Source organism: Methanomethylovorans sp. (genome assembly GCF_050177135.1).
Classification (GTDB): Archaea; Halobacteriota; Methanosarcinia; order Methanosarcinales; family Methanosarcinaceae; genus Methanomethylovorans.
This window is the reverse complement of sequence record NZ_JBFXHJ010000009.1, coordinates 1-26,443: the sequence shown is the minus strand read 5'-3', so window position 1 is coordinate 26,443 and position 26,443 is coordinate 1. Positions and strand designations below refer to the sequence as shown.

Below are 26,443 nucleotides of genomic sequence, written 5' to 3'. Positions count from 1 at the left end.
ACCACTGCCAATAACCTCGTATATGCAGGCAATCGTAAATCCTATGCAAACATCGGTGCATCAGATGGGGAAATGGACAATTTTAACTCTTCCAGTGCTGCAACTAATCTTCAAACTCTTCTTACAAAGCAAACTACTGCAATCACCACGTTTAGCAACTGTGATCACTATTTTACAGTAGAGCGTATACGTGATGAAGATGCGTCTTTCTCCCAGTCTAACCCTGTGATGAACACTGGTGATCTTATCAACGTATATATTGCCACAACTTCCTCCACCGCAACTGGCTATAACCTTGTAAGTACCATCGATACTTCAGCAGGTCTTAAGGATTCGGGCCTTAACCTGGTGCCAAGAAGCGTTGTTAACATCATTCTCACTCCGGAATCAGGTGTAGTAACGAACGCAGATTTCGTGACGCCTTCATCATACGGTGTGAAAGAGGCTGTACAGCTTTATCCATAAAATCTTCAGTAATTTGTTAAAGGAGGCGATCTTATGAAATCTAACAGAAAATGTAATTTATATAGAAACAGTAGTGCTCAGGTGGGTATTGGTACCCTTATCATTTTCATTGCCATGGTACTTGTGGCCGCGGTGGCTGCTGCTGTGCTCATCCAGACATCTGGTACACTGCAGCAGAAAGCCCAATCCACGGGTAAGGAGGCCACTCAGGAAGTTTCTTCCAACCTGATCGTGAAAGGCATAGACGGTATCAGGGCTAAGAATTCTGCTGCCGATCTTGCAGGCAATATTTCTCTGCTCAAGTTAAAGGTAGGCCTTAATGTTGGCAGTTCTTCGGTGGATGTCAACCAGGTGGTCATTTCTATCACTGATGGTACTGGCACAAATAACCTGATCTATGCCAACAATGATAAGACATATGGATATGCCATGAAGGATTTCAATGCTTCAGCAACCGCAGCTGACAATCTGCTTGATCTGCTTACAGGCACACAGGCTACACCAGGCGCAAATGCGAAATATTACTACACAGTAGACAAGGTCCGTGATGAAGATGGGTCTTTCACTCAGGGAAAGCCGGTAATGAACACAGGTGACCTGGCTATTTTCTATGTTTCAACCGTATGTTCAGGAGACACGACTTTTAACCACATTGGTACTACTAATGTAAATAAGGCCCAGAAAGATTCAGGGCTGGAAGTAGGACCCAGAACAACTATCAGTATTGTGCTCACGCCCGAATCAGGTGTAGTGACAAATGCTGACTTCGTAACACCTTCTTCCTATGGTACCAAGGAAACGGTTGTTCTGTATCCATAAGGTGAGTATTCTCACCTTTCATTTTTTTTATTCGGGTATTTTCTTAAATATTGGTATTGTATTTATTTTCTTTCTAAATTGATCTCTTTGCGCTTTAAGATCGTTTTTGGGTCAACACTATTTCACTTATTGCGTTTCCTTGCTTCTCTTGATCATTCATAACCTCTTTAATTAAAGCAAAGAAGAAAATACAAGCCTTATCTTAATTGTAAAGCGAGGTGCGTCACAGCATCCACATGTAAGAAGAATTGCATGAACAAGGATCGTAAAGCAAATAAGAATAAAGGTGAAATCTTTAGGCGCGCATTTTATGGACTTAATCAAGAATATAGGTAATTCCTTACTTTAAGTGATGAATAAATAAAGCCTATCTGATCTGTAGGGCATAATGTGGTTGACGTATATGCTATCTTCGTGACATTTCAGTTAAGACCCGGGACCTTTGGTCCATAGTTCTAAAACAATGCTTTTAGGCGGAAGAATAAGTGATAGCTGCGGGTCGATATCCTGATCATTGATAAAGCACTGGAAGGTGCTTCAGGGCATTCTCTCGATAATATCTCCCATACGTTTTGTCTTCTTATAAAAATCAGTGGTATCTTTGAGGAAATTGGCAGCTATGATCCCTTTATCAGTGATGGTATATCCTCCTCTTTTAACCTTCTCGACCAATCCCTCGAGCTGAAAGACCGTTTTCATTTTGCTTCCAATACTTCCTTTGTCAGCAAAGCGGTCAGTATATTCCCTTATATCAGCAAACTCAGTGACTTCCCCTTCATTCTTGTTCAGGACAAGCAGAATGAGCCTGTACTGGATGTCTCCTGGACCTTGGTTTATACCAAGGGACTGATAGAAATCAGCAACTTTTTGTTCCATCTCGACATCGATCTCAGAAGTCATTTTCATCCTCCTCTTCTTCTTCATATCTCTCATGCTGGAATTTTTTTATGCCGAGTGTTCTTTGCAATGTTGAGGGAGGGAAGTAAGCGAGGAATGCCAGAACGGTGCCAATAAGAACAAAGATCCTTGCTGCCATTTGCATGACATCCAGGTTTGTTATCATATCCGTAAGCATGAAATCAAAGACAAAGGAGATCGCCACCAGGGGAAGAGCAGTTCTATATCTCAGGCGGCGGGGCATACGCTGCAGGAATATCAACAGCATCATTCCCAGTATCATTGCTGTGGGAATGACAAAAAGTCCAACAAGATATATATTAATGGCAATGTCACTGTTGATGCTGAACATTGAGGAATATCCGGTGATAGTGGGTCCAATGACCCCGTTGGAGTAAAGCAAAGCCAGGTATGTCGCCCCGAAAAGTATGAACAGGAAAGAAATATAACCACTTATCTTCTGGTCACCCGTTATCACATATAGTATAAAGAACACCAAGGGAACAGTGACCATTGAAAAAGGCACAGCTGCAAGGTTATACATGATCAGGTCAAGGGACGGATGACCTGTAACCGCTGCTACCATACGAATGGTAGTAGGGAGATATGTTAAGGCCACCAGTGACCAGAGAATTACAAGAGCCCACAGAGCAGGCTTGCTTTTGTCATTATGTTTATCCTCACTGCTTGCAAGCACCCATGCAAAAGCAAATGAAGAAACAGTTATTGCAAAACATATAGTTGCATTGAGTATTAATCCTGCTGTCATTTACATCCCCAGTTAAGCAAATAATTATATTTTATACTTTATATATATTTGTTACGCAAGAAGCAATTTGAAGTTTTTAGTTTGAGATTCTCAACCACATATTATATATACTATTATTTTTATATAAAAAATCTACCAAATAATCTTATTAGAGGATTGTAGATGAAAGCAAATAAAATACTCTTAATGAAGAAAGATACCGGCGCCCAGGTAGGCATTGGCACGCTGATCATCTTCATTGCAATGGTGCTGGTTGCTGCCGTGGCAGCAGCCGTGCTTATTCAGACATCAGGCACTCTGCAGCAGAAGGCGCAGTCAACAGGTAAACAGGCAACCCAGGAAGTATCTTCCAATCTTATAGTGAAGAACATTGAAGGCGTACGCGCAAAGGATAGTGCCGTAGTTCTGTCATCAACTATTGACCTTTTAAGGCTGAAAGTTGGTCTGAATGTAGGTAGTGCCTCAGTGGATGTAAACCAGGTAGTTATCTCTATTACTGATGGTACCACTGCCAATAACCTAGTGTATGCAGGCAACTCAAAGTCATATGCAACTGTAGGTGCGTCAGATGGAGCAATGGATAGTTTTGGTGATAGTGCAGCCACAAATCTTCAGAAGTTAATTACAGCTAATACTACGGCAAGCAGCACTTTTAACAACGCCGACCATTACTTTACCGTAGATCGGATAAGGGATGAAGACGCCTCTTTCTCTCAGGCTAATCCAGTGATGAACACTGGTGATCTTATAAACGTATACATAGCAACAACTTCATCAGCTGCAGCTTCAGCTGGGTATGACTATGTGAGTACCACGTCTACTTCAGGAGTCCTTAAACCATCCGGCCTTAACCTGGTGCCAAGGACTGTTGTCAATATCATCCTGACACCGGAATCTGGTGTAGTGACAAATGCTGATTTCGTGACACCTTCGTCATATGGTGTTAAGGAAACAGTGCAGCTGTATCCATGATCAGGCAGTGAGCAAAAAGAGGCAATACAATGGCCAGAGAAAGATCCTCTTTAAGAGATAATACCAGTGCCCAGATAGGCATTGGTACTCTTATCATTTTCATAGCCATGGTACTTATAGCTGCAGTTGCTGCCTCTGTGCTCATACAAACTTCCGGTGTGTTACAACAAATGGCACAGTCTACCGGAAAACAGGCAACTCAGGAAGTTTCGTCCAATCTGGTGGTAAAAAGTATCGAAGGTATACGGGCTAAGAATAGTTCAACATCCATGGCTGAGAACATCTCTCTCCTTAAGATGAAAGTTGGACTTAATGTCGGCAGTTCTCCTGTCGATCTCAACCAGATGGTTATTTCCATCTCAGACGGAGCCAACAATAATGATCTTATATATGGTAACAACGAAAAGTCATATGGAACTGCGATGAGTGATTTTTCAAGCAGTGCAAGCGCAGATACTAATCTGGAAAAATTGCTGACCTCTACCCAGGCTTCTCCGGGAGACAATGCAGCGTACTTTTTCACTGTGTCCAAGATCCGTGATGAGGACGTGTCCTTTTCGCAAGGCTCTCCTATTATGAACACTGGAGATCTCGTGACGATCTATGTGTCAACAGTTTCAGGTGGCGACCTTGAATATACGACCGTTGGCCCTGTAACTACGAGCGGTTCCCAGAAAGATTCAACTCTTGATATCGGACCAAGAACAACGGTGAACTTGGTCTTTACTCCGGAAGCTGGAACAGTAACAAGTGTAGATTTTGTTACTCCTTCTTCCTACGGCACCAGGGAAACCATACAATTATATCCCTAAGGTGATATCACCTTTTTTATCAGAGGTGTTAATATCCCGAAAGGATCGATTCTCTTTATAGTATTGCTACTTTTAGTTTCTCAGGCAATGGCAGAAGCCGTTTATGAGAATGATGTGCAACTGGAAAAAGATGGTCTTACATTGACCATATTTGAAACATACAATTTAAGTGATGCACGTGAATTCAGACTATCCCTGGACGTTGATAACGATTCTCAGGTGACTGAACTTGAGATCGCTTCTTTTAAAGAATCATATCTTGCGTCAAGAAGTTCACAGTTCATGGAATATGTTAAGGTGAATGATGGTAATGTAACCTTGTACATGGATTCCATCTCTCTTAATTTGTACAATGCTACAGGAAATGTCACCCAGGACCCTCTTTATGTTAATACGGCCATTAAATATGGCATTACTCCTGAGCTTGGGGCAGGTGATCATTCTTTGTGGATCATTGGCCACCCTCTCATAGAGAGGATGAGCATAAGCCTGCCTGAAGGCACAATACTTGTTTCTAATGATGGACTGGACAATGTCACAATAGTGAAGGATGATCCGGTAGAACTGGAAGGTAGAAGTGGCATACGCAGCTTTATGGTGGGTAACAGATCTACATTTGAATATGCCACTACTGTAGAGTTCCGAAATCCCCATTTTTATGAACGCGGATATGTTCTGCCTCTTCTGATAGGTATTGAATTGCTTCTGGTCATTTTTGTTATTTATATGAGAAGAAAGCGTTAAATAATATATTTGTATTATTATAATATGAGTTAAATGAGATATCCAAACTTATTCCTCATATTGTGCATTTTCATTTTTTCCATCTACGTAAGTGGCTGTTCAAGCCAGGAACCTTCAGATGCAGTGAACACTACGATCATTGAGTTCCTGGAAGCTGTGAATGCAGATGACTGTGATCTGGCTTTCAGTATGTATGAAGGCAAGGATTTTCTTGTCCCTGCCAGCATAGAAATGACCTTCAAGAACAAGAAATTCTCTCCAGGTGGTCTTATAGAAGTGGTGATCACTTCACAAGAGCACACTGACAATGTTGCGGTTGCTACGGCGGAATGCACAGTGGCAAAACTCGATGAAGATGGTAACGAGATCGAAAGAACTCTTCTTCCTGTATACTTCAAGCTTCAGTACACAGAACTTGGATGGATCATAATCAGGGTCACTTTCTCTGGTCCCCTTGAACTCTCTGAAGATGATCTTGTGAGCATAGAGGTTCCAGAGACTCCTATTGATCCTATTACAGAGAACGCTGTACCCATAAGTATATTTTCGGTAGTGCTTTTCGGTTCTGGTATATATCTCAACCAGAAGGAAAAACAAAAACACAAGAATGGTAGCAGGACCGTGGATACCAGCAATGCTACTCCCATGCCGAAGGAATCTCTTGTCCAGTTCATCAGGATCGTTCCTTCACAACAAGTTGTGGCAGGTGGGAAGACAACTATTGATGTATGGGTAAAGAATTTCTCTCAGCAGCCATACGAGAACTTCGCTGTAAAAGCAAGATTCCCTAATACTGTGGATATCAAAGATATCGCTCTTTTCTTCGGCTCCATACCTGCTGGCCAGGCAGTGAAACAAAGCTGGACATTTGTACCCAAGATGCAAGGATGGCTTGGGTTGGAAGAGCCCACTATCGTGTTTGAGTACCTGGGTACTAAATATGCCGGAACTTTGGATACGGTATGGGTCCCGGTTCAATGAATGCTGCTATATGGAGGCATTATGGTCAAGGAAGATGTAACTGGTGGTCTGGAAAAAGGATATGGTGCAAAGGACGCTATGTCAAAACTTAACAAGCTGATAGCATTACGTTTTAACGATAGCTTAGGAAGTATGGTCAAAGATCAGGCTGATGTCTCTCTAAGGTCTGTTGTGGAAGAGATCATCATCTCACCAGAAAAAGGAAGTACAGAGGATACTGTCGTTTGTGCTGATCTCAAGAACTGTGCTAATTCATCTGTAAATGATGCCGTGACCGATCAACAGGAGCAACGATCATCTGTTATGTCTGTAGAAACAGATCTTGGGCAGGAATGGCATAATAAACTGAACGAATTGGCCTCCACCAGTTTTGAGGAAGTGTCGTATGAATCATGCGAATTAAAGCTGGAAGGTCCCAAGCCTCTGGTGCAGCCGGATGTTCCTGCACAAGCTCCCCTTCCTCCATCCCATCCAGTTACAAATACAAGTACAATTGTTCGTGAGCCAGCTGGACGATCAGCGATCGATCCAAAATCGAATACAATATTGAAAAAGAAAGAAGATGCAATTAAGTCTATTCCAGATAAGGACCAAGAAAGTGCCGTTCTTGTCCAAAATTGGAAAGGAACAGAAACATCAGTTCCGGACAGAGAGAAACAAACACAGACCTCAGATAAGATCACAAAGGGCATTGCCAGGGACGTGGGTAACAAGCCTCCCTTGACCGAGGACATTGTAAGCATTATGGATAAGCTGGATTCAATTGCGTCCGAAATGAAGAAGAAAGAGCTTCCACGGACTGCAACTATGCGCCTGGCAGCGGCTGAAAAGCATATTCCTCAACAGCAAATGAATGGGAATATAAAGCAATCTTCTTTTGATGCTCAAGTCAAAAAGGCTCAGAGCGTTGAAAATGATCTACCTGCAAAAGTGGCTGTGCTCTATTCCGAAGCCCATGTTGCACATTTGCCTAAAAATACTAATGTGCAGGACATGGAACGTCCCGAGCGTCTTACAAGAGCCATGGATTATCTGCAGCGTAGTGGTGTTTTCGGTGAAAGGTGTGATCTTATCACAGGTAAATATCCTGCTTCAGACCAGGACCTTTTACTGGTCCATTCCGATGAGTATGTCAAGTTCGTCAGATCATACACCCTTTCAGGTGGGGGTTTTCTGGGTGACAGTACCTACATGACATCCAATACATTTGAAGTTGCAGGACTTGCCGTGGGATCAGCCATACAGGCCGGAGAACTTGTGTCTTCAGGAAGATACTCTGCAGCCATGGTGATGATAAGGCCCCCGGGTCACCACGCAGGCGTGGATAAGTACAGGGGATTCTGCATTTTTAACAACGTAGCTGTTTTAGCTCGTTATCTGCAGAAGAAAAAGGGTGTTTCAAAGATAATGATAATTGACTGGGACGCTCATGCCGGCGATGGCACTATGGAAATATTCTACAATGACCCCACAGTTATGTTGGTGTCCTTGCATCGTGACCCACATGATTTCTATCCTCGCAGAGGTTTCAGTTCTCAGACAGGAGAAGGGCCAGGTGTAGGTTACACGGTCAATGTGGAAATGCCAGTGGGGGCAGGAGATGAAGAATATGCTTTTGTTTTTGATGAGCTTGTGATCCCTCTTTTGCATAGTTTCTCACCGGATTTTGTAATATGCAGCTGCGGGTTCGATGCCTATTACAAGGAACAGCACATAAAGCTGAATCTTACTTCTGCAGGTTATCACATGATGGCAAAGAAGATCATGTCTGTCATGAATGGGAACTTTGTGCTGGTAATGGAAGGAGGCTATCACAAGTTCAATGGGCATCTTACTCATGTGGTCATCAATTCATTGCTTGGACTACCTGATCCTATAGCTGATACTCTTAAAACTACGGAATATGAACGGAATCAGCAAAAATTGGTCATGAACGAAACAGAAAAAAAGATATCGTATGTTAAAGGAATGTTAGGAATTCAGGACCAATAAAGAGGTAGAATGCGTAGCACAGGTGTCATATTCAATACTAATCACGAGCTTCATGATTATATGCTGAAAGGTTTTCCAAGTCCGGAAAGCCCTGCAAGGTTACAAAGGATCATGCAGCATTTCAGAGATAACAAAGTACTTGAAAATAACAACTGTAAAGTTCTGAGTCCTGTAAGTGCTTCTGTTAAGGATATTCTGCGTGTGCATACAACGGATTATTTTTCTTTTGTACAACAGCGTTCGCTAAATGGTGCTGGATGGCTTGGTAATGATACCTACCTGTGTGAAGGGTCTATAGAGGTCTTGTTGCAGGCTGTGGGGTCCGTACTTGAAGCAGGTAAAGCTGTTGCAACAGGGGAATGTGACCATGCTTTTGCTATGATAAGACCCCCAGGTCATCATGCTTATACCAATAAGCACAGTGGATTCTGTGTTTTCAATAATGCTGCGATCCTTGCAAGGTACCTGCAGCAGATCCACTCCTGTTCAAAGATCGCTATTGTCAATATAGATGCCCATGCTTCAGATGGTACTCAGGAGATATTCAATGCAGATCCATCTGTCCTTTGTATTTCTGTACACCAGACCCCATCAGATTTTTATCCGTTCAAGGGTTTTATTCGGGAAATGGGCTTTACGCCAGCCGTGGGGTACACATTGAACATGGAAATGCCACCAGAGGCAGGAAACTCTGAATATTATATTTTCTTTGAGGAGATCGGCCTTAAGGTACTTACGCAGTTCGATCCGGATGTAGTTATCCTGGAATGTGGTTTTGATTCTTATTACAAAGAAAAGCTTGCTAAGCTGAACCTGACGGTGGATGGCTATTATGGTATAGTTTATAGTATTTGCAGCAGGTGGCATACCATTGCACTGCTGGAGGGTGGTTATCACGATGACATTGGCCTGCTGGCGGATGTGGTATTGCAGGCATTGGCAGGTAACAGGTATACTAAAGATGAGGTTGATCAAATGCATTTACTGGCTTCCCGCCAGAGCTCCTGCAGACGCATATTTGAGAACAAGCTAAATGAACTTAAGAATTTGATGTCATCTTACTGGGAAATTTAACATATCCAATTTGGTGCTTATATGATAGATCTTGCTTGCTATGATGGTGGACTGAGGTTCTTCAAACTGAAATACCCATATGAACTTGATAAGCTTAAGATAGGCAGTTTCGATTATTTCAATAAACATCTGGGCATGAGCGACTACATGGGTAACTTTAGCAGTTGGCTCAAAAGACAATCAGTGACCCTTATAGTTGGAATAGACGATGTCACTATCGTAGGCTGGGTAATGACAGAAAGATGGAATCAGAATGCCAAGGATGGACGGTCTGTCCACGTGCTGCGAGGTATCGAAGTGTCTCCTTCTGTCTCACGTAAAGGTATCGGCAAAGCCTTATTTTTGCTAAGTTTCAAGACCTGTCCGGGACATATGCTGACCAAGCCGGTAAACTCTATAGCAAAGGCTTTTTTCCTGTCTCTGGGTTTCCAGGAGCCGACTAAAAATTGCCCGGTGGATCTTAGTAGCTATCCTGGCTATCTTTTCCTTCCCGAAGGTCATGAATCAAAGAGTATTTCTGCTGAACTCAAAATTAACAAAGGAGGAATATTAGAAAGCCAGAAAGACCTTTATATAAAAGATGTATTCAGACCTGCATTTACTTCAATTCCTATTCAGTATCCTGAAATAATGACTTCAAAGGACAGTACGGCGGTCAGAGATACTGTGGAGCATGATCTATTAAAAACTGGATCCAGGACAGAAGCTGATGTTCATAGTGTACGATCTTCCTCTTCCGGTTGCAGTCCTATTGATCAGTTTGCTCCAGATACAACTGCTTCTAAGAACAGAGAATTTTTGAAGGAACATAAAATGATGAGCCCGTGCAGTTGTGGTGAATACATGACACATAAGTATGCTGTGTCAGGCAGTTCTCCAGGTTTTCTTTTTATATGCACTGCATGCGGAAATGAAAGATATTTCTTAAAAAATAAGTGATATCTTTACCTTTCTGTTTTTTTCTTTTTCACGTTTTAATTTGCCTCACTAACCGGCAAACGAATAGAAACTATTTTATTAGGGCAATACTATATATTATATTATTATAATTTAATACTAAATGCATGTAGGGAAAATATGGCACAGGAGCAAGGTATTGCAAAAGTAGATCTTAATTACATCTTCAAGGCTGTCATTATGGGAACTTCCCTTTACTCTGATAACTGGGAGAAAGGAGTACTTTATCTCACTAACCTTAATCTCTGGTTCTCGGAAGGGAAAGGCTGGTCCACTATTCCGCTCAAGAATATCACTATGGTGGGAAGAGAGGTTCCAAATACCATTAGGCTGAAAGCGCAGCGTGGCATAGGTACGAACCATGTGCTGATCATCGACTACCTGCAGCCTTCCAGTGTTAGTGCTGAATCATATGCATCATCAGTGGCGCTGTTGGGAGGTAATGAAGCAGTAATTAACACTTTGAAAGCTTATCTCCAGCCAATGTGTGGCACTCCTCCGAGGTCTCAGTCCCTTTCTGATATTGACAAGAAACTACTCTATATGCTCTACACAGGGATCAATGATATGATGAAACTTTCCTTCCTTATAGGGACGGATAATGAAACTCTTGCTGGCAGTTTTAAGAACCTCAGGGATCAGGGACTCTGTGATACAATGGGAAAACTGACACAAGAGGGTATGACAAAGATCAAGGAGCTGATGTAATGGTTATCTCTAAGATATTTTCTTTAGCAGGAGGGTTCTGATATGAGTGATATGCCTCCAGGCTTGCCCCCTTTTATGACCTCACAGGCAGGTGGTCCTCCGCCCATGGCTTCAGGTGGCAGTTTTGCTCAGTCTCTTGGTGCGTTTGGTACCATGTTGAAGATACAGGAAACTATCAGCACCAGATTCCCGATCTCAAAAGTACCCTGGAAAGATACTCGTGTTTTCCTGCGTGCGCATACCATTGAATCGATCAGGTCCACACCTTTGTATGGTTTTATGATGCGCTTGTTCAAGGAAGTGGGTCTGGGGGACATGCAGCTTGTAGGATATGCGCCTATGCATTATGTGTTCGCAGTTCCAGGCTGTCCTGTTTGTAACATCTATCCCGCCCTCCATAACCAGAAAGTGTGTGTAGCTACCACGGATGCTTTGCACAGGTTCTTCAAAGAGGAGCTAGAGCTGGAATGTATGGTCGAGGAAACAGAATGTGTAAAAGACAGTGGGGCAGTTTGCAAGTTCAAGGTATCATTGCAGCCTATTTCTGCTTATCAGATCCTCCTTGATGATAATGACAGATTGATCCTCTCCGGGAAAAGACCTCAGGCTATGGAACAGCCTGAGCTTGTCAGCAGGGTGGAGATACTTACTATCTATAAACTTCTTGATCGCGGAAAACTTTCTGACATCGGTGAAGCTTACATGCAATTTGCAGGCAGTATGCCGGTAAAAGAAAAAATATTCGATCCCCCATGGAAGACAGCAGAGGAGCTCAGATCCATTATTTCCAAGCATGGTGCTTTTGGCGCTGCTTTTGGGGAAATGGCTTCAAAAGTACAGTCTGTGCCGTCCCCTGCTCCAGCGGTGCCTCAGGCTCCTTCTATGCCGTCTGCATCGTCTGTCTCGCCATCATCACCTGTTCCTCCCACTCCCTCGGTTCAGGAACAGGTATCGAAGATCAAGGATGAAGCAAAGAATGCAGGAAGCTTTGCTGAGCTCATAGCGAAGATGAAAAAACAAAACTGAGGCTTGAACATGGTTTGTGAATCACGAAATGATAAATGTGACCTTATCTGTCGATTTACCGGAGAGATGGTACGTGTCATTACTGACAGTTCTCATTATAGAGGAGAATGCCTGATGGTCGATACAAGATCTAATGATATTTTTCTCAAGGATGTTGTACGTAAGGTAGATTCCGGTTGGGTCAAAGTAACTGATCTTATGTTGATATGCGGATCTTCGGTTGAGGTCATTTACATTGAATTGGGTTATCCTTTCGAGGTAAATGAGTCGCTTATACTCTCTGTGGAGAACGGTCAGATAAATCGTAGCTTGGATATTGAAAATGATCCTAAGCTGGAGGGACTGTTATGAGCGAAGAGATCAGGATCCCCACAGGTATAGCTGGCCTGGACAGGGTAATAGAAGGTGGTGTGCGGGATAAGAGCACACTACTCATTGTAGGCTCAAGTGGTACCGGCAAATCCACTTTTGCAATGCAGTATCTTGCTTACGGTCTTGAACATGGGGAAAATGCTCTTTATGTTAGCATGGAAGAGCCAGCGGAACAGATCCTCAGGGAAGCCCGCATGCTTGGTTTCAATTTAGATAGATACTATAACAAAGAACTTTTCTTCTTCCACTCTAAAGGAAAGGACTTTGTTAAACTGGTCGATGAACAGTTGCCGGCACTTGTGGAAGCTAATAAGGATTATGCTGTAAAGACACGTGTGGTCATTGACCCCCTTACTCCACTTATCTGGGCCATTCAGGATAAGCAGGAACAGAGGGATATCATCACGAAACTGTTCGATACATTGAAGCAGCTTGGCCCGGTGCTTATAACTACTGAAGAACATGCATCTCCGGGAGAAACGGTAGGTGAGGATGTGCTTATACCTATCTATATGTCCGACGGTGCTGTCCATCTTTCCTACAGGCCTATCGGCGGCGCTTTTAACCGGGCTCTTGAGATCATTAAAATGCGTGCTACAAGACACGGGGAAGAGGTTTATCCATATATCTTTGTCCGTGGAATAGGTGTTGTTGTAAGGACCACTCCTCTTGTTTCAGCTGAAGATGCAAATAAATATGATGATATGTTCGACAAAGCGATCAGGACGGCAGCTGACCTCGGTGCTTCTGAAAGCCTGCTTGAACGCATAGAGTATGTGAAGAAGAACTGGGCATATTCCTTCTCACCCAAAGAAACTCTCCAGATATTCTTTGAATCCCAGGGACTTACCGGTTCCATTAGAAAAGAGGATGTTGCAAAACGTAAACAGGAAGCTCAGTACATAGCCGAGCATGCAGGCGAGCAATCTGCTTTCCTTGCAGATGTTGAAAAGACACTTGTTGGTCAAGAGCAGATGTCCGTTGTTCCAAAACAGAAGACTGAAGGTCTTATTGATATCGAGGAGCTTAAGGAACTTGAAGAGCTTGTGAAATAAGCATATCTGGTGTGGTGCCGATGGCAGTGAAAAAAACAAAAGAGGACCTTGAGGACGTATCTCTGCTAAAGTTCGCACTGGTATCCCAGTTGAAGAGGACCTACGAAACAAGCGATGTGGATATATTGCTGTTTGCGGGAGTCGATGGAAAGATATATGCTTCGTATATCCCAGACAGTATTGGCCCTAAGATATTCGAACTGACAAATCTCATTACCAGCAACTTGTTGCATATAAGTCAGCAGCTCTCCATGGGTTTGCAGCAATCAGTGATCGAATATGATTTCGGCACTGTGATCTTCTCATCTGTGGGAAGAGGCGCATTGCTGATCTCATTGTTCACTAAGAAGATAGACCTCTCTCAGAACATGCGAAAAATAGAGATCACAAGGGACGTCATGCAGCACCTTTTCGAGCAAAAGCCTATGACAGAGGCTCAGCTCTCCAAATACCCGGAAGATGTTTCCAGAGAACTAAAGGAACTTGCTAAATGCGTATTCAATGAAATGTACACGCAGTCTTCTGAATATAAAAAGAATATGGAGATACTTAGCGACATCAAAAAGAAGATAACAGGTGTTATGGGACGCGGAGAAGTTGATCAGGTTCTTGCTATGGCTTTTAATGAAATTGCCTCTTCTCCTAAATGGATGACGGAAAAATTATGGCCATTGCTACTGGAAATGGTTATCAATGACCAGATACGTCCGCTACATGGCGATTACATTGCTGATGTTTGTATGGCCGAGTGGATACCTGACATCAAGCGTAAGCTTGAGTCCTTTGTATAAAAACGGATGTGGATAAAAACGGATGTGGATGTATGGTAAAAGTTACTGATCTGAAAAACAAGCTGGAAGATGGCTCATGTTGCATCGAGTCATGCGAGACCGACATCACAGGAAATAAGCCTGATATCCAGGCAGAGGTCACAGATTTTTCTCTTTCATCTTCTTCTTTGGCAGAGGCAGATGTGCCTGGGTCAAATGTTGATGACAATTTATCCCAAAAGGTTGCTGAACAACCATCTGAAGATAAACCCCTGATCATTTATGACGATGCAGCTTTTCAGCTTATTCAGCAAAAACTTGCTTATTTTGAAGATAGGTTCTCTGCAGTCCAGCTAAAGATAGATGAAGGTCTTTTGCAGAGTTCTGGCTCTTTGAATGCATTGAAAGATGAGATCTCCTCTCTGGCTTCGAACAGAGAACTATCTAAATTGAGAAAAGAATTCGATTCATTCCACAAAAAACTAAGCAGGGTGGCACGGGAAGAGGACGCCCTCAGTAGCCAGTCCCTCAACGCTGCCAAAGTCCCCCCGGATGTGCTCCAGATCACCTATTCAAAAACATTGAATGACCTTTACGGAGCAATGTTAAATATATATGGCGACAGTGAAGCAGAAGATATCGTTAATTCTATCAGGGATAATGTTCGCGGGTTCAGTGCAGGGGTGGATTTCTTCCGGTTCGAAGAGGGAACCTTTATTGTAAAAGAGCTTTCACAGGCCATACAGTCCCGATTGGTTTCGACAAAACAGATCCATGGCACCTATGTAGAAATATTTAAAAGAATGGTAGAATATGTGCCAAACTATGAATCCCAGGATTTCCGGTCATTTGTAGAAACAGGTAGCAGAGAATATTCAGTTGAGAAAATAGCTGAGCATAATCATCGTCTTAAGGATCTGGAATGCCTTGTGAACAAATATTTACAGGAATTGAACAATGTTTCTGAGAACATGGGATTCGTGGCCCAGCTACAGAACCAGCAACTTGAGGAGATCAAGGCCAAATCAGACGATATTATCAATATAAAGGACCAGATCTCGGGCCTTTCGAACGCCGTAAACTTGCATACGCGTCTTTTCAAGAAACTAAATGGCAATCTGGAAACTATTCGCTCACAGCTCGAATTGATCGAATCAGGTTCAGACAACAAGGTAGTGGCTCAGGAAATTCTCTCGATTTCCTCTGAAATTTCCCAGGCTGTACCATCACCGCCTGAAATTGCAGCTCTCGCTGCATCTTTGAATGATCTGAGAGAGCAAACATCATTGATGGTATCAGAACTATACTCGCGGGTAGATTCTGTATTCTCGGATGTTCATGGTATTGAAAGTGTTTCCAGAGAAGTGGCTTCATTGCAGGAGCAACTTCAAAACCTACGTTCGGACATGCAGGAAGATGTGATGTACATAGATCTGGGTGATATTGAGGAAGTTGTTATCCATGAAGATAGACCTGATTCTCATGAATGTGATATGTTTATTGACCTGGATGAACTGGATGACTTGCATGAGTTCTCAGGAGTAGTTGTAAGCACCCTGGCAGATGCTGGTCCATCGACATTGAAACAACTTCATAGATCTCTGATATCCTCTGATGTGAAAATGGATGAAAAAGAGTTAATGCAGATATTGGATGAGGCTTTATCTTCGGGTTCGATCACTTCGCACAGAAAAGGAAGGTACCTTTACTACAGTGCGAACAAAGGATAAAAAGTGGCCCTATACAACATATCTCGTGGGGATCGTGCAAATGCAGGAAATGGAGAAAATACACCAGGCAGGGGATATCTCTTATGCTCTTCTCATGTCATCTGAGGCAGTTGATACTCTTAATATCGATGTAGGTGCTGTTGACAGGGAGGGTTTCATCTATTTTCATCAGAAGTTTGGAATGCCGTATACATTCTTACTCAAGAGATCCATTGAATCAGGTCATTTCCTATTTGTGTCCATAGCCGGAAATGATAAGCTCATAGGATTTGCAAGATTTGAGAAACTGGAGGAGCAGACTGAAAAAGAGATAAAGGGCAAGATGAATGTTGTCAGTCCTTCTTTATTCCTGTTGCGTAGTATGGAAGTTCATTCTTCTTTCCGTAACTGCGGAATTGGCAGAGTCTTGTTCTCAACAGCTGTATACTATCTTAAGGGTAATGTTCTCACAATTCCAGACAATCCTGAAGCTGCAAGCTTTTTCAGTAAAAAGCTTGGTTTTACAGAGGTTACGGATCCCATTGGCAATTCCAGGCAAAAGTACGAAGGGTATCTGATGCTGGCATATCCCAGAGCTGTTGCTTTATGGCATGAGATAGCAACCAGATATCCAAGGATTGTATATCCTGAGTTGATCGATCTTTATGAATCACTAAAATTCCGTCTTAATATGGGTAAAGTAATACCCTGTAATGATATCAAAAGGTTTGATACCTTGCTTGGGGAGTGTGATGGTATGTTATCCGGTGTTATGGAAAAGGAAATGAACCGTCTGCTTAATGAATTGCGGAGATGCGCTGGATGTAATGCTTAAAAAATGGTGTGCTTTGATTCTTAGTCTTTCAGTATATAATTATTATGGAGGATAATGTGGCAAACATAGATTCTCAGAAACTGCGCAGACAACTGCTTACATTATACAATAAATATCATGTGCCTCCTATGAAAGTGCAATATACCGAACAATCCATATCTGCTGCAGATTGCTCTGATGCTATTGACCAGATCACAGACCATTTGCTCCAAAGCACAAAAAAGAAGTTACGGCAGGAGGTAGCTCAGGCATTTAAGCAGAGTGAAGATCCTGAGATCCCATATTTTGCTGTGATCATGGATATTATGCAATTCATGAATGAATTTGTGGGAGATTCCCATACCGTTGAGCTCATCTTCGTACGTGTCAATAATGAAGTAGCACGCAGGAAACTTGAACTCGATAAAAAGACGTACTATTCTGACAAACAATGGACCAGCGAAGTTTCTGAAGGCGCTATTCAGCAACTAAGGGATGCAGGTACAGAGAGAGATTACATCTTGCTGGTGGACAAACTGCTTGAAACACTCTCAACTTCAGTTAACGATCAGGAGATCGGTATAGCGCGCATAAGGCTTTTGAACATCGTTCGGAAACATACCCAGCATGAGCTGAAAGATGTCTGAGAATGGATACGCAGGTGGAACAGTCCCAATATCAGGGTGGATCATAGGATGTAGTGGTAAATCCATCCAATGATATTTTGAGATCATGTTTCCCTGCAACAAAATCTCTTCCTCTGGATTTTATTATTTTGACGTATCGCCGTTCATCATTATCTTTTTGATCATGGCTTCCCAGTTCGATCACCGCATCGGAAAGATGGCTCAGGATACTGGTGTTGATCTCTCCTCCTGTTAGATCCCCTGTCATCATAAGCAGCGTATCCGAGGCTGCAAAAGCTCGGAGCAAATTCACAAAGAAAGATCTTTTTTCTAAAGGAAGCAATTCTCTTCCGTCCTCAAAGGATGGTGAAATGCATAGTAACACTGTTGCAGGGTCAATGACCACCCTGTTGGGATTATCATGGGCAAGGGTATGAAAGTACTTGAGGGTTGCATAATCTCCCTTTGCAAGTATCTCTCTATCCAGTTCAAGGAATTTTAGCTTGCCGCATTTCAATGGTTCATCATCAAAGAAGGAGTAGTTCTGTGAGATGCGCACTAATTTATCCGGAGGTTCGGACAGTACTGTGATATAAATACATTTCTCTCCGGCTTTTGCAGCTGTGAACAACGACTGTAAGCATGTAAGGGTGCGCCCGCTTCCAGTGGGGCCTGCTATCAACATACTTGATCCTTGCATAAGACCACCATGAAGTATAGCATCCAGATTTGGTATGTATGTGGGAGATAGCATGTGGCCACCTTATTATAATATCTGTGGTGTTTAGATAGTTATATATTTATCGAAATAAATGTTTATGTGCTTTGTTGCAGCTGTGCAAGAGCAGTATATATTTCCAATGTTCACATCATATTTACAATGCAGAACCCGTTCAAATCCATTAAATGTTGATCATCATGCCTGTACCAGAATTTGATATTAATATTATTGCTTTGCTGAACGATCTTGATGATCGTTTAAAGCTGTTGGAGTCAAGAGTTGCAGAAGTCGAAATGAGATCTTCTCCCCCTATAGATGATAAAATGGCTTTGTTCCTTACAGTTCCTGATTCTATCCGCAAGTCACTTTTTGCAGTATCCAGTCTGGTTTCATGTACTGCGGATGAAGTTAGTGAGATCACGGGTCGTCATAGGTCTATAGAGAACAAATACCTCAATGAACTCTATAGGTCTGGATGGTTAAAGAGAGACAGAAAAGGTAAGAAGATCTTCTATTCATTGAAAAAGAAATTAGATGGAGAGAGGCATGAATGTATCTCAGCAGTGGAAGAGATCGAGAGCAAGCTAGATCAGCTCCTGGGGTGAAAAAATGTTGTTGAGCTTCCATTCATATAAAGGTGGTACAGGAAAAACAACCTTTGTGAGCAATCTGGGTGTCCATCTTGCTCAACAAGGGCAGAAGATATGTATCATTGATACAGACGTGAACGGTCCGGGTCTGCATTCTCTCTTTGATGTTCATTTCTCAGCTACACTGGTGGATTTTCTGCGGGATGAATGCAAGATATCTGAGATAATATATAAACCTTATAAAAACATGGACCTATATATTATTCCGTCCAAAGCCTGCGAGGAGGATATAACTTCAATGTTCAATTCTCCAGGCGAGGCTAAAGATAAAATGCTTGAGATCATTAAGTTTCTGAAGAGGCAGTTACAGGTGGACCATGTCCTGTTCGATTGCAGCCCCGGTATTAACAAATCCAGCTTGCTCACTATGAATATAGCTGACAGGGCCACTATTGTTTCTACCATAGATATACAGGACATAAGAGGGACTTATATTCTGTCCAATATGTCTTCAAAGCTCGGTACTAAAGCTAACCTGCTTTTTAACAGGACCCCCAGAGATAAATCAGATGAGATCAATGGAATAGTGGCAGAGTTCAGCAAAAAACTGGGGACTTCACTTCTCGGTTCACTTACCTTTGACGATACAGTGGCACGTACATGGTCAAGGAAACTGGTGGTAGTAGAGGAAAAGGATTGTGATTATTGCCAACAGCTGCGTACCATTGCAACGAGGTTGTTGGTACCTTGATGCTATGATCTTCTAAATTCTTCAATATGTTCATGGACGATCTTGTCCAATTCTTTTTTCTCCTCTGTGCTAAGACTGAATATTTCCTTTATCTTTTTCAGATCGGTGCTTACAGCAGGCTTTAAAATAAGTCTGCCGTTCTTCAGATTATACTGTATATCTTCCTTACTCTTTTTTGGCCCTAATTGGATAGCATCTTCTGTTACAAAAAGAACGGTGTCAAATACAGTATGCAGAAGTTTCTCCGTTTCTGTGTCGAACATATTAAGGGCGACGGTGCATATCATTGTTCCTTGCTTATCCCTCACGCGGGCGGAAAGCAAGTCAAGAAAACGCATAAAAGGGATCTTATTATGGCGCCATCGTAGAAATGCCAGGTCTTCAAGGAATGTTAACTGTCTTGCTTCTATTTCAGATTCAATGTTCATCAATAATTCTGTCATGTCTGTGCAAGTGACACCACCTACAGAATATTTGAGAGAGGTGTCATATGTTGGTGCCAGTCCTGTATTCCAATTCTGGTTGCATCTGAATTCTTCCCATGCTTCATGACCTTTTTCCGTAAACAAGATCATAGACATTGGTACACCAGTAGTTTCCAGAAGGGATGAAATGATGCAGTATGCCAGTTCGGACATCCTGGTCTGACTGCCATATGCGAAAAGTACAGAATGACCGTCTATCAGATCAAAGAGGTCTGTTGCCGCATTTTCATCTGTAATCCCCGTCATATTTTCCCTACATTATAGTTGATGTCAGCCACAGTTTCGCGCATACTCCTTTTTCGTATGCTTTCAGGCGTATGCTTATGTAGTTATTATATTTTACTGTTTGATCTTTTCATCTATAATTCCCTATGTGCCGTCCAGCATATAATAAAGTATTCATTGCGAAAAGGTTAATAGTGATAGTAGCAGATGTAAATTGAGGTGGCATTGTATGTCAAAATTCCTAAAGCGAAATAACGAAAGAAAGGGCGAAAAGAAAAATGAGGAATTGGAATCCAAGCTAATACAAGATAACCTCTCAGAGCTCAAAGAAGAGCTGGTAGAATTTCCAGGCGGTGAAGATTTCGAGGAGTGAGCACATCTCTTCTACGGTATCTCTTCGTATATCTGTGGAACCGTCAGAAGAACCGCCAAAAACCATGGCATTTCTTAGCGGAACTAAATACGAGGATGTGCTCAGGGAACTCAGGATCAATCAGGAAACAGTACTTCTGTTAAAGGATGGGGAACTAGTCCCGTCTGATGGGGTTGCCAGTCCAGGCAACCTATCCATTCTGAAAATAACATCAAAAGGGTAAATTGGATTGTTTGTCCTCGCGAGAGGGTCAATCCAATTATTTTTTCGACACAGATCGATTATCGTTTTTTTTCTTGATATGACGAGTATACTTTATGTATCCTTTTAAACGGTTCAGATATAATCAATTATCCTCCTTTTTGATATATTCAGATCCCACTGCATACACTCCTATCAGGAGGATGGCCAGGAAAAATATCCATACCGTATTGGAGCTCTCTGTTTGTATCTGTTCATCATCTGCATTTCCCGTATTCTGTTCTGTTTGAACGATATCTGTATCACCGGTTACTGGTGTAATAACTGCCTTTTCATCGGTTACTGGTGAAGCTATTGCTTTTTCAGCAGTGATTGCAAAAGGTGAAAAACCGGGTGTCTGAGATCTGAATGTTATATATTCCGTGTCATTGCTTTCCACATAAGTGGGCAATACTTCCCATGATGTTCCATTATATCTCAGCAGCCTTATATTTTCGGGACTGACATCCATCTGTCTGATCCACGAAGTACTTACCTTAAATTTTATAACAGCATTTCTTATATTGCTCGTTGTGGCAAAGCCAGCCTTACCTACCCAGATATTGATATATTTATAGATGAGCTTTTCAGGGGTGGTATCGACCAGCTTTGAGCGGCTGTTTAGCACTTCTATAGTGGATGTGATCTCTCCGGAATTCTTAAGTGAATATAAGCTGATGGATCGTATTGGATTGTTCTCGGCTGTGAATTCATATACCACATTGGCATTCATTCTTAGGTATTTGCTGTCAATTTCTTTCAATGCAAGGTTTGAGAAGTCCTCAACAGAGGCTGCTCCCCCGCCTCCTCCACTGCTGCTTCTGCTACTTCCTCCGCCACCACTGCTGCTGGATATGGTTGTAAAGCTATCGCTTACTGAATTACCTGCCAGTCCATCTTCATTATATGGGATCAGGGTATAGGTATAGGTCGTACCACTGCTTAGACCGCTGTCTATGTAGGAGGATGGGCCACTCACATTAGCAATAGCCGCACCATTGCGAGTTATCTGCACCCTATTAGTGTTCCCGGAAGCTTCCCATATCAGAGTGATCGAAGTTTTAGTGATATTAGTTCCAGAAAAACTGGTAATCTCAGGCAGCATCGCTGTAATAGCCAGATCGCTCATCGATGATGGACCGATGTTACCGTTAGTGTCCACTGTTCTGATGCTTATGGTATATGTTGTTCCTTCTGTCAGACCAGTTGCGTTATAAAAACTTTGAGATGTATTTGTGATAAATACTGAGTTGAGGTAAACCATTACGTGACTGAAGTCCTCGTCATCCGGATCCGTCCATTCCCATTTAATCCATTGTGTTCCTGTCCCTGTTTCCCTCAGATTTGTTACTGATGCCGGTGGCGTTGTATCTGCCGGTGATGTAGTTGTTGCCGAATCGTTGACCCACGTTGAATTAATGTTGCCGCTATCGTCTACGGTCCTGATCCCTATGTCATATGCTGTTCCGTGGTCCAGGTCTGTGCGGTTATAGAAGTTATGCGTCGTGTTCGTTACGAACACTGAATCAATATATATCATCACATGACTGAAGTCCGTGTCATCCGGATCCGTCCATTCCCATTTTATCCATTGTGTTCCTGTCCCGTTTTCCCTCAGGTCAGTTACTGATGCCGGTGGCGTTGTATCTGCCGGTGATGTAGTTGTCCCCGAATCGTTGACCCATGTAGAATTAATGTTGCCGCTATCGTCTACGGTCCTGATTCCTATGTCATATGTTGTTCCGTGGTTCAGACCTGTGTGGTTATAGAAGTTATGCGTCGTGTTCGTTACGAACACTGAATCAATATATATCATCACATGACTGAAGTCCGTGTCATCCGGATCCGTCCATTCCCATTTTATCCATTGTGTTCCTGTCCCGTTTTCCCTCAGATTTGTTACTGATGCCGGTGGCGTTGTATCTGCCGGTGTGGCAGTTGTTGCCGAATCGTTGACCCATGTAGAATTGATGTTGTTGCTATCGTCTACGGTCCTGATCCCTATGTCATATGCTGTTCCCTGGTTCAGGCCAGTCAGGTTATAGAAGTTATGCGTTGTGTTCGTTAGGAACACTGAATCAATATATATCATCACATGACTGAAGTCTGTGTCATCCGGATCCGTCCATTCCCATTTAATCCATTGTGTTCCTGTCCCGTTTTCCCTCAGGTCAGTTACTGATGCCGGTGGCGTTGTATCTGCAGGTAATGTAGTTGTCGCTGAATCGTTGACCCATGTAGAATTAATGTTGCCGCTATCGTCTACGGTCCTGATCCCTATGTAATATGCTGTTCCGTGGTCCAGACCTGTGCGGTTATAGAAGTTATGCGTCGTGTTCGCTATGAACACTGAATCAATATATATCATCACATGACTGAAGTCCGTGTCATCCGGATCCGTCCATTCCCATTTAATCCATTGTGTTCCTGTCCCGTTTTCCCTCAGATTTGTTACTGATGCCGGTGGCGTTGTATCTGCCGGTGTGGCAGTTGTTGCCGAATCGTTGACCCATGTAGAATTAATAGTGCCGTTAATGTCCACAGTTCTGGTGCTTAAAGTATATGTTGTCCCTTCTGTCAGTCCAGTTGCGTTATGAAAGCTCTGGGATGTATTTGTGACAAATTCTGAGTTGAGGTAAACCATCACATGACTGAAGTCCGTGTCATCCGGATCCGTCCAGTTCCAGCAGATCCATTGTGTACCCACATTAGTTTCCGTAAGGTTCGTTACAGACGCCGGTGGCGTTGTATCGTTAAGCATGGGGTCTGCATTTGCTATAAATGCGCTAACGGTCAGAAACAATATCACTGCAACAGCAATGTTTTTACAGGATTTCAGGCTAACAAAGAAAAGTTTATTGCTAGTGCCTAAGGACTTGGAAACTACATCAGATGATCTAATAATGGCACCTCCATATGAACAGAATCACATAGTAAATATTATATTTTAAAATATATAAAATAAACGTATTTATATTGGTACATAAACAGTGAACTTGTTGAAGAAGCAGGAATAGTATCTGGCAAAATAAGTCAATATCAAGTAAATGATCGTGTGATAAAAACGTTATGAAAAAAGTAGTTTAAAAGACCTATATGGAAGGACGCAAACAACTAAAAGAAGACTGTTTACACGTCCTTCAATGAAGACCGTCAGCATTGTGGTCCCAGTAAAAATGCCTGGGTCGGAGATCACTCCATCCCTTTGCTTATTGTCTTCAGCTTCTTGATGGCTATCATTGTGGTCTTCGTGTCTTCTATGATCTTTTCCTCATAGTGCTTGATTATCTCTTCGATAGGAGCATTAAGGGTATAGATCTTCGTTGGTCTGCCTTTTCCAACAGCCTTCTTATTGTGAACACTGATCCAGTGCTTTTCACGCATCTGCCTCATTGCCACGCTTACTTCAGGCTGTCTTAGGCCTGTACTCATTTCTATCTCCTGGGATGAAGCCTCTCTTACATTTGAAAGGTATGTCAGCGTTGTAGCAACGTTCCTTGACATTCCCAGGTTCTTCAGTGCATCTATGAACCGATAGTCGGTGTCGTCCAATATTTTTACTTCAAAGTCCTTCATAAAATAACCCCTTATTCTATGTTTGTATCTCTTCTGTGAGATCTAATTCATAGTATGCACATTATTATATTTAAACTTTTATAGCCGGACTTTTTGAAGGACAGGATATTTAATATTCCTTTATATATTTAATGGCATCAAATGCCTGATGTGTGATCATATCTTTCAGCTCTTGCAAGCTTTTGAAGTTCATACTCTTTTTATCCATGAACACGTTCGAAAGTACTTTTTTGCCGATCACGTCATCGCTATCTGGTATTAATCTCATGATCGTTGAACCTGGAAATATGTGCGTTCGATGAGATACTCCGTCCGAATCTCCATCGGTTATTCCTATGATCGGTATGCCAAGCCTATATAAAATGTCTGCTGCAAGGATCGTGGTATCATCACCTATGGTTACGGCAACATCTGCGCCAGGTACAATGTCAAATGTTTTTTCCGCCTCATGGTCTATTATGACTGCATTAATCCCTTCGCTGCACCTCTTTTTTTCTCTGTTGCCTATGAAGAGTTCAAGTTCAGAAGATCGTAAAGTGCGCGCATTAAAATTATCAGAGCGCAGCCTGCCACTTTTCACCCAGGCTGTCGTTAGGTCAATAGGAGCACGTTGTTCATAATTATGCAGTTTTTCCACACCATGCTCCTTGATCTTGCCCCCTTTTATCTGTGTAATGTAACCGCTTTCCGCAACAATGCTGACATCAAAGGATATTGCAGAGCCCACTACTATACCATTGACAAGTATTTTTTCTCCGGGACACACTCCAGTTAAGCGCCGTACAACGCGCACCCCATCAATTTCTAATGGTGTCTCCTTTTCCCTCCCTGCAGTTCCGATCATAGATAGGCCAAGTTCATTGGCAATGGCTTTGGCATATTCTTTGGCAAGATCGTTCCAGGGGATGACAGCACCATCTACACTGCCTGGCCTTTCTATGTGCACAATGGGCTTGTCATCTTTCCTCCTAAGATGAGAAATGACCATGCCTGTAAATGCCATTCCTGTTTCTATGTTCTTTCCATGGTTTAGCAGGTAGATCACATCTTGTGTGTCAATGCACTCTTCTATGCATTCACTTGGCCTGAGGCTTCTAATGATGTCAATTACATTTTCCATGTGTGCGTCTATGACAGCGGTCTTGCCCATTGTGCCTGCGATCATGGCCGTAACATTTCCTTTTGTGCTTAATATCTCGATGATCTTACGGGCCTGTCCTGAATCAACCGCCTCCGGACCATGTATCACAAGTCCTATTTTCATAACCTTCCATAATATCGGTTCTACATAATAACGATCCCGCACGGAAATTATTAGTCTGATTACATGCTCTGTTGTTCTATGTATGGGATCCAATTGATATGGCACGGTCATGCGTGTTTTGAGATCAGGGCTAGCTTTAATGTCCTTATTGACCCTTTTTTCAGGGGTAATCCCAAAGCAAAGCTAGTTCCTGAAGACCTGGAGCCGGACATCATACTTGTGACCCATGGTCATTATGATCATCTGGGAGATACCATTGAGATTGCGCAAAAGACAGGATGCAGGGTTATTACGGTACATGAACTGGCTAACTATCTTAAATCTCAGAACGTGATGGCCGAAGGCATGAATATAGGAGGCAAGATGAAGGTCAATGACATGTTAGTGGTGATGACAGATGCCAATCATTCTTCATCCGTGTCCCATGGAGAGTTAAGGTTGTATGCCGGCAGAGCTGCTGGATTCATTCTGCAGGTCAATGGTTGTTCCATCTATCATGCAGGGGATACAGGTCTTTTCACAGATATGCGGCTTATAGGGGATGTGTATAGGCCGGATGTGGCGTTATTGCCCATAGGAGGCAGGTATACAAAGGATCCGGAAGATGCAGCCAGGGCCGTGGCCTTTATCCGTCCCAATATTGCAATACCTATGCA

General features: G+C 42.5%; 28 protein-coding genes and 1 pseudogene. 22 read left to right on the top strand and 7 right to left on the bottom strand.

What is annotated here, in order from left to right; all coding sequences use genetic code 11:
• Both AB7U21_RS01650 and AB7U21_RS01645 read left to right on the top strand, forming a co-directional pair.
• Positions 1-465 (top strand): annotated as a pseudogene (locus AB7U21_RS01650) (archaellin/type IV pilin N-terminal domain-containing protein); the annotation flags it as partial.
• A gap of 33 nt (positions 466-498) precedes the next feature.
• A complete protein-coding gene (locus AB7U21_RS01645; RefSeq protein WP_428386653.1) occupies positions 499-1,284 on the top strand; it encodes an archaellin/type IV pilin N-terminal domain-containing protein in 786 nt (261 codons plus the stop codon).
• 537 nt (positions 1,285-1,821) lie between these two features.
• Here the strand turns inward: AB7U21_RS01645 and AB7U21_RS01640 are convergent.
• Both AB7U21_RS01640 and AB7U21_RS01635 read right to left on the bottom strand, forming a co-directional pair.
• On the bottom strand, positions 1,822-2,184 hold the full coding sequence (locus tag AB7U21_RS01640) for a hypothetical protein (RefSeq protein ID WP_333787210.1): 363 nt from the start codon (positions 2,182-2,184) through the stop codon (positions 1,822-1,824).
• On the bottom strand, positions 2,174-2,950 hold the full coding sequence (locus tag AB7U21_RS01635; RefSeq protein WP_428386650.1) for a hypothetical protein: 777 nt from the start codon (positions 2,948-2,950) through the stop codon (positions 2,174-2,176). Before AB7U21_RS01635 ends, AB7U21_RS01640 begins: the two co-directional genes overlap by 11 nt.
• Positions 2,951-3,112: 162 nt before the next feature.
• Between AB7U21_RS01635 and AB7U21_RS01630 the strand changes: the two genes are divergently transcribed.
• The 15 genes from AB7U21_RS01630 to AB7U21_RS01560 all read left to right on the top strand — a co-directional run bounded on the left by AB7U21_RS01630 (position 3,113) and on the right by AB7U21_RS01560 (position 17,583).
• A complete protein-coding gene (locus tag AB7U21_RS01630) occupies positions 3,113-3,922 on the top strand; it encodes an archaellin/type IV pilin N-terminal domain-containing protein (RefSeq protein ID WP_428386648.1) in 810 nt (269 codons plus the stop codon).
• Between the two features lie 29 nt (positions 3,923-3,951).
• Complete coding sequence (locus AB7U21_RS01625) at positions 3,952-4,734, top strand: archaellin/type IV pilin N-terminal domain-containing protein (protein ID WP_333787207.1); 783 nt, start codon at positions 3,952-3,954, stop codon at positions 4,732-4,734.
• 87 nt (positions 4,735-4,821) lie between these two features.
• Positions 4,822-5,478 (top strand): hypothetical protein, encoded by a 657-nt coding sequence (locus AB7U21_RS01620; RefSeq protein ID WP_428386646.1) that lies wholly within the window; start codon positions 4,822-4,824, stop codon positions 5,476-5,478.
• A gap of 33 nt (positions 5,479-5,511) precedes the next feature.
• A complete protein-coding gene (locus AB7U21_RS01615; protein ID WP_428386644.1) occupies positions 5,512-6,459 on the top strand; it encodes a hypothetical protein in 948 nt (315 codons plus the stop codon).
• A gap of 21 nt (positions 6,460-6,480) precedes the next feature.
• Positions 6,481-8,451 (top strand): histone deacetylase family protein, encoded by a 1,971-nt coding sequence (locus tag AB7U21_RS01610; protein WP_428386642.1) that lies wholly within the window; start codon positions 6,481-6,483, stop codon positions 8,449-8,451.
• A gap of 9 nt (positions 8,452-8,460) precedes the next feature.
• Positions 8,461-9,525 (top strand): histone deacetylase, encoded by a 1,065-nt coding sequence (locus AB7U21_RS01605; RefSeq protein WP_333787203.1) that lies wholly within the window; start codon positions 8,461-8,463, stop codon positions 9,523-9,525.
• A gap of 21 nt (positions 9,526-9,546) precedes the next feature.
• Positions 9,547-10,464: a GNAT family N-acetyltransferase gene (locus tag AB7U21_RS01600; RefSeq protein WP_428386639.1), complete on the top strand. Its 918-nt coding sequence runs from the start codon at positions 9,547-9,549 to the stop codon at positions 10,462-10,464.
• A 138-nt stretch (positions 10,465-10,602) separates the two neighbouring features.
• Complete coding sequence (locus AB7U21_RS01595; protein WP_333787201.1) at positions 10,603-11,190, top strand: hypothetical protein; 588 nt, start codon at positions 10,603-10,605, stop codon at positions 11,188-11,190.
• A gap of 42 nt (positions 11,191-11,232) precedes the next feature.
• Positions 11,233-12,216, top strand: a complete 984-nt coding sequence (locus AB7U21_RS01590) for a hypothetical protein (protein WP_428386637.1) — start codon at positions 11,233-11,235, stop codon at positions 12,214-12,216.
• A gap of 114 nt (positions 12,217-12,330) precedes the next feature.
• Positions 12,331-12,567 carry a hypothetical protein gene (locus AB7U21_RS01585; protein WP_292352315.1) on the top strand — a complete coding sequence of 79 codons (237 nt, stop codon included), beginning with the start codon at positions 12,331-12,333 and terminating at the stop codon, positions 12,565-12,567.
• Positions 12,564-13,643 carry an RAD55 family ATPase gene (locus AB7U21_RS01580; RefSeq protein ID WP_428386635.1) on the top strand — a complete coding sequence of 360 codons (1,080 nt, stop codon included), beginning with the start codon at positions 12,564-12,566 and terminating at the stop codon, positions 13,641-13,643. Before AB7U21_RS01585 ends, AB7U21_RS01580 begins: the two co-directional genes overlap by 4 nt.
• Positions 13,644-13,663: 20 nt before the next feature.
• On the top strand, positions 13,664-14,434 hold the full coding sequence (locus AB7U21_RS01575) for a hypothetical protein (RefSeq protein ID WP_333787198.1): 771 nt from the start codon (positions 13,664-13,666) through the stop codon (positions 14,432-14,434).
• A gap of 32 nt (positions 14,435-14,466) precedes the next feature.
• Positions 14,467-16,143: a hypothetical protein gene (locus AB7U21_RS01570; RefSeq protein WP_428386633.1), complete on the top strand. Its 1,677-nt coding sequence runs from the start codon at positions 14,467-14,469 to the stop codon at positions 16,141-16,143.
• Positions 16,127-16,957, top strand: a complete 831-nt coding sequence (locus AB7U21_RS01565) for a GNAT family N-acetyltransferase (RefSeq protein WP_428386631.1) — start codon at positions 16,127-16,129, stop codon at positions 16,955-16,957. Before AB7U21_RS01570 ends, AB7U21_RS01565 begins: the two co-directional genes overlap by 17 nt.
• A 56-nt stretch (positions 16,958-17,013) precedes the next feature.
• Entirely contained in the window at positions 17,014-17,583 is a 570-nt protein-coding gene (locus AB7U21_RS01560; protein ID WP_428386629.1) for a hypothetical protein, read from the top strand.
• Positions 17,584-17,614: 31 nt separating this feature from the next.
• Here the strand turns inward: AB7U21_RS01560 and AB7U21_RS01555 are convergent, their stop codons facing one another.
• On the bottom strand, positions 17,615-18,316 hold the full coding sequence (locus AB7U21_RS01555; protein WP_428386627.1) for an RAD55 family ATPase: 702 nt from the start codon (positions 18,314-18,316) through the stop codon (positions 17,615-17,617).
• Positions 18,317-18,468: 152 nt separating this feature from the next.
• On the opposite strand from AB7U21_RS01555, the gene AB7U21_RS01550 reads away from it, so the two are divergent.
• The gene (locus AB7U21_RS01550; protein ID WP_428386625.1) at positions 18,469-18,888 is read left to right on the top strand and encodes a hypothetical protein; all 420 of its coding nucleotides are present in this window, start codon (positions 18,469-18,471) and stop codon (positions 18,886-18,888) included.
• 4 nt (positions 18,889-18,892) lie between these two features.
• Complete coding sequence (locus tag AB7U21_RS01545; protein ID WP_333787192.1) at positions 18,893-19,624, top strand: MinD/ParA family protein; 732 nt, start codon at positions 18,893-18,895, stop codon at positions 19,622-19,624.
• A gap of 2 nt (positions 19,625-19,626) precedes the next feature.
• Here the strand turns inward: AB7U21_RS01545 and AB7U21_RS01540 are convergent, their stop codons facing one another.
• Entirely contained in the window at positions 19,627-20,355 is a 729-nt protein-coding gene (locus AB7U21_RS01540) for a hypothetical protein (protein WP_428386623.1), read from the bottom strand.
• 208 nt (positions 20,356-20,563) lie between these two features.
• On the opposite strand from AB7U21_RS01540, the gene AB7U21_RS01535 reads away from it, so the two are divergent.
• Entirely contained in the window at positions 20,564-20,707 is a 144-nt protein-coding gene (locus tag AB7U21_RS01535; protein ID WP_298683230.1) for a hypothetical protein, read from the top strand.
• Positions 20,688-20,930, top strand: coding sequence for a hypothetical protein (locus AB7U21_RS01530; RefSeq protein WP_428386621.1), 243 nt, complete (start codon positions 20,688-20,690; stop codon positions 20,928-20,930). The genes AB7U21_RS01535 and AB7U21_RS01530 overlap by 20 nt, the downstream gene beginning before the upstream one ends.
• Before the next feature lie 123 nt (positions 20,931-21,053).
• On the opposite strand, the gene AB7U21_RS01525 is transcribed toward AB7U21_RS01530, so the two are convergent.
• The 3 genes from AB7U21_RS01525 to AB7U21_RS01515 form a co-directional block, all read right to left on the bottom strand.
• The gene (locus AB7U21_RS01525) at positions 21,054-23,708 is read right to left on the bottom strand and encodes a PGF-pre-PGF domain-containing protein (RefSeq protein ID WP_428386619.1); all 2,655 of its coding nucleotides are present in this window, start codon (positions 23,706-23,708) and stop codon (positions 21,054-21,056) included.
• A gap of 431 nt (positions 23,709-24,139) precedes the next feature.
• Positions 24,140-24,523 carry a transcriptional regulator gene (locus AB7U21_RS01520; protein ID WP_015324375.1) on the bottom strand — a complete coding sequence of 128 codons (384 nt, stop codon included), beginning with the start codon at positions 24,521-24,523 and terminating at the stop codon, positions 24,140-24,142.
• Positions 24,524-24,632: 109 nt separating this feature from the next.
• Positions 24,633-25,787, bottom strand: coding sequence for a DUF2117 family protein (locus AB7U21_RS01515; protein WP_428386617.1), 1,155 nt, complete (start codon positions 25,785-25,787; stop codon positions 24,633-24,635).
• 93 nt (positions 25,788-25,880) lie between these two features.
• Here AB7U21_RS01515 and AB7U21_RS01510 point away from each other — a divergent pair.
• On the top strand, positions 25,881-26,443 hold a 563-nt coding region (locus AB7U21_RS01510; protein WP_428386615.1), incomplete at its 3' end, for a metal-dependent hydrolase.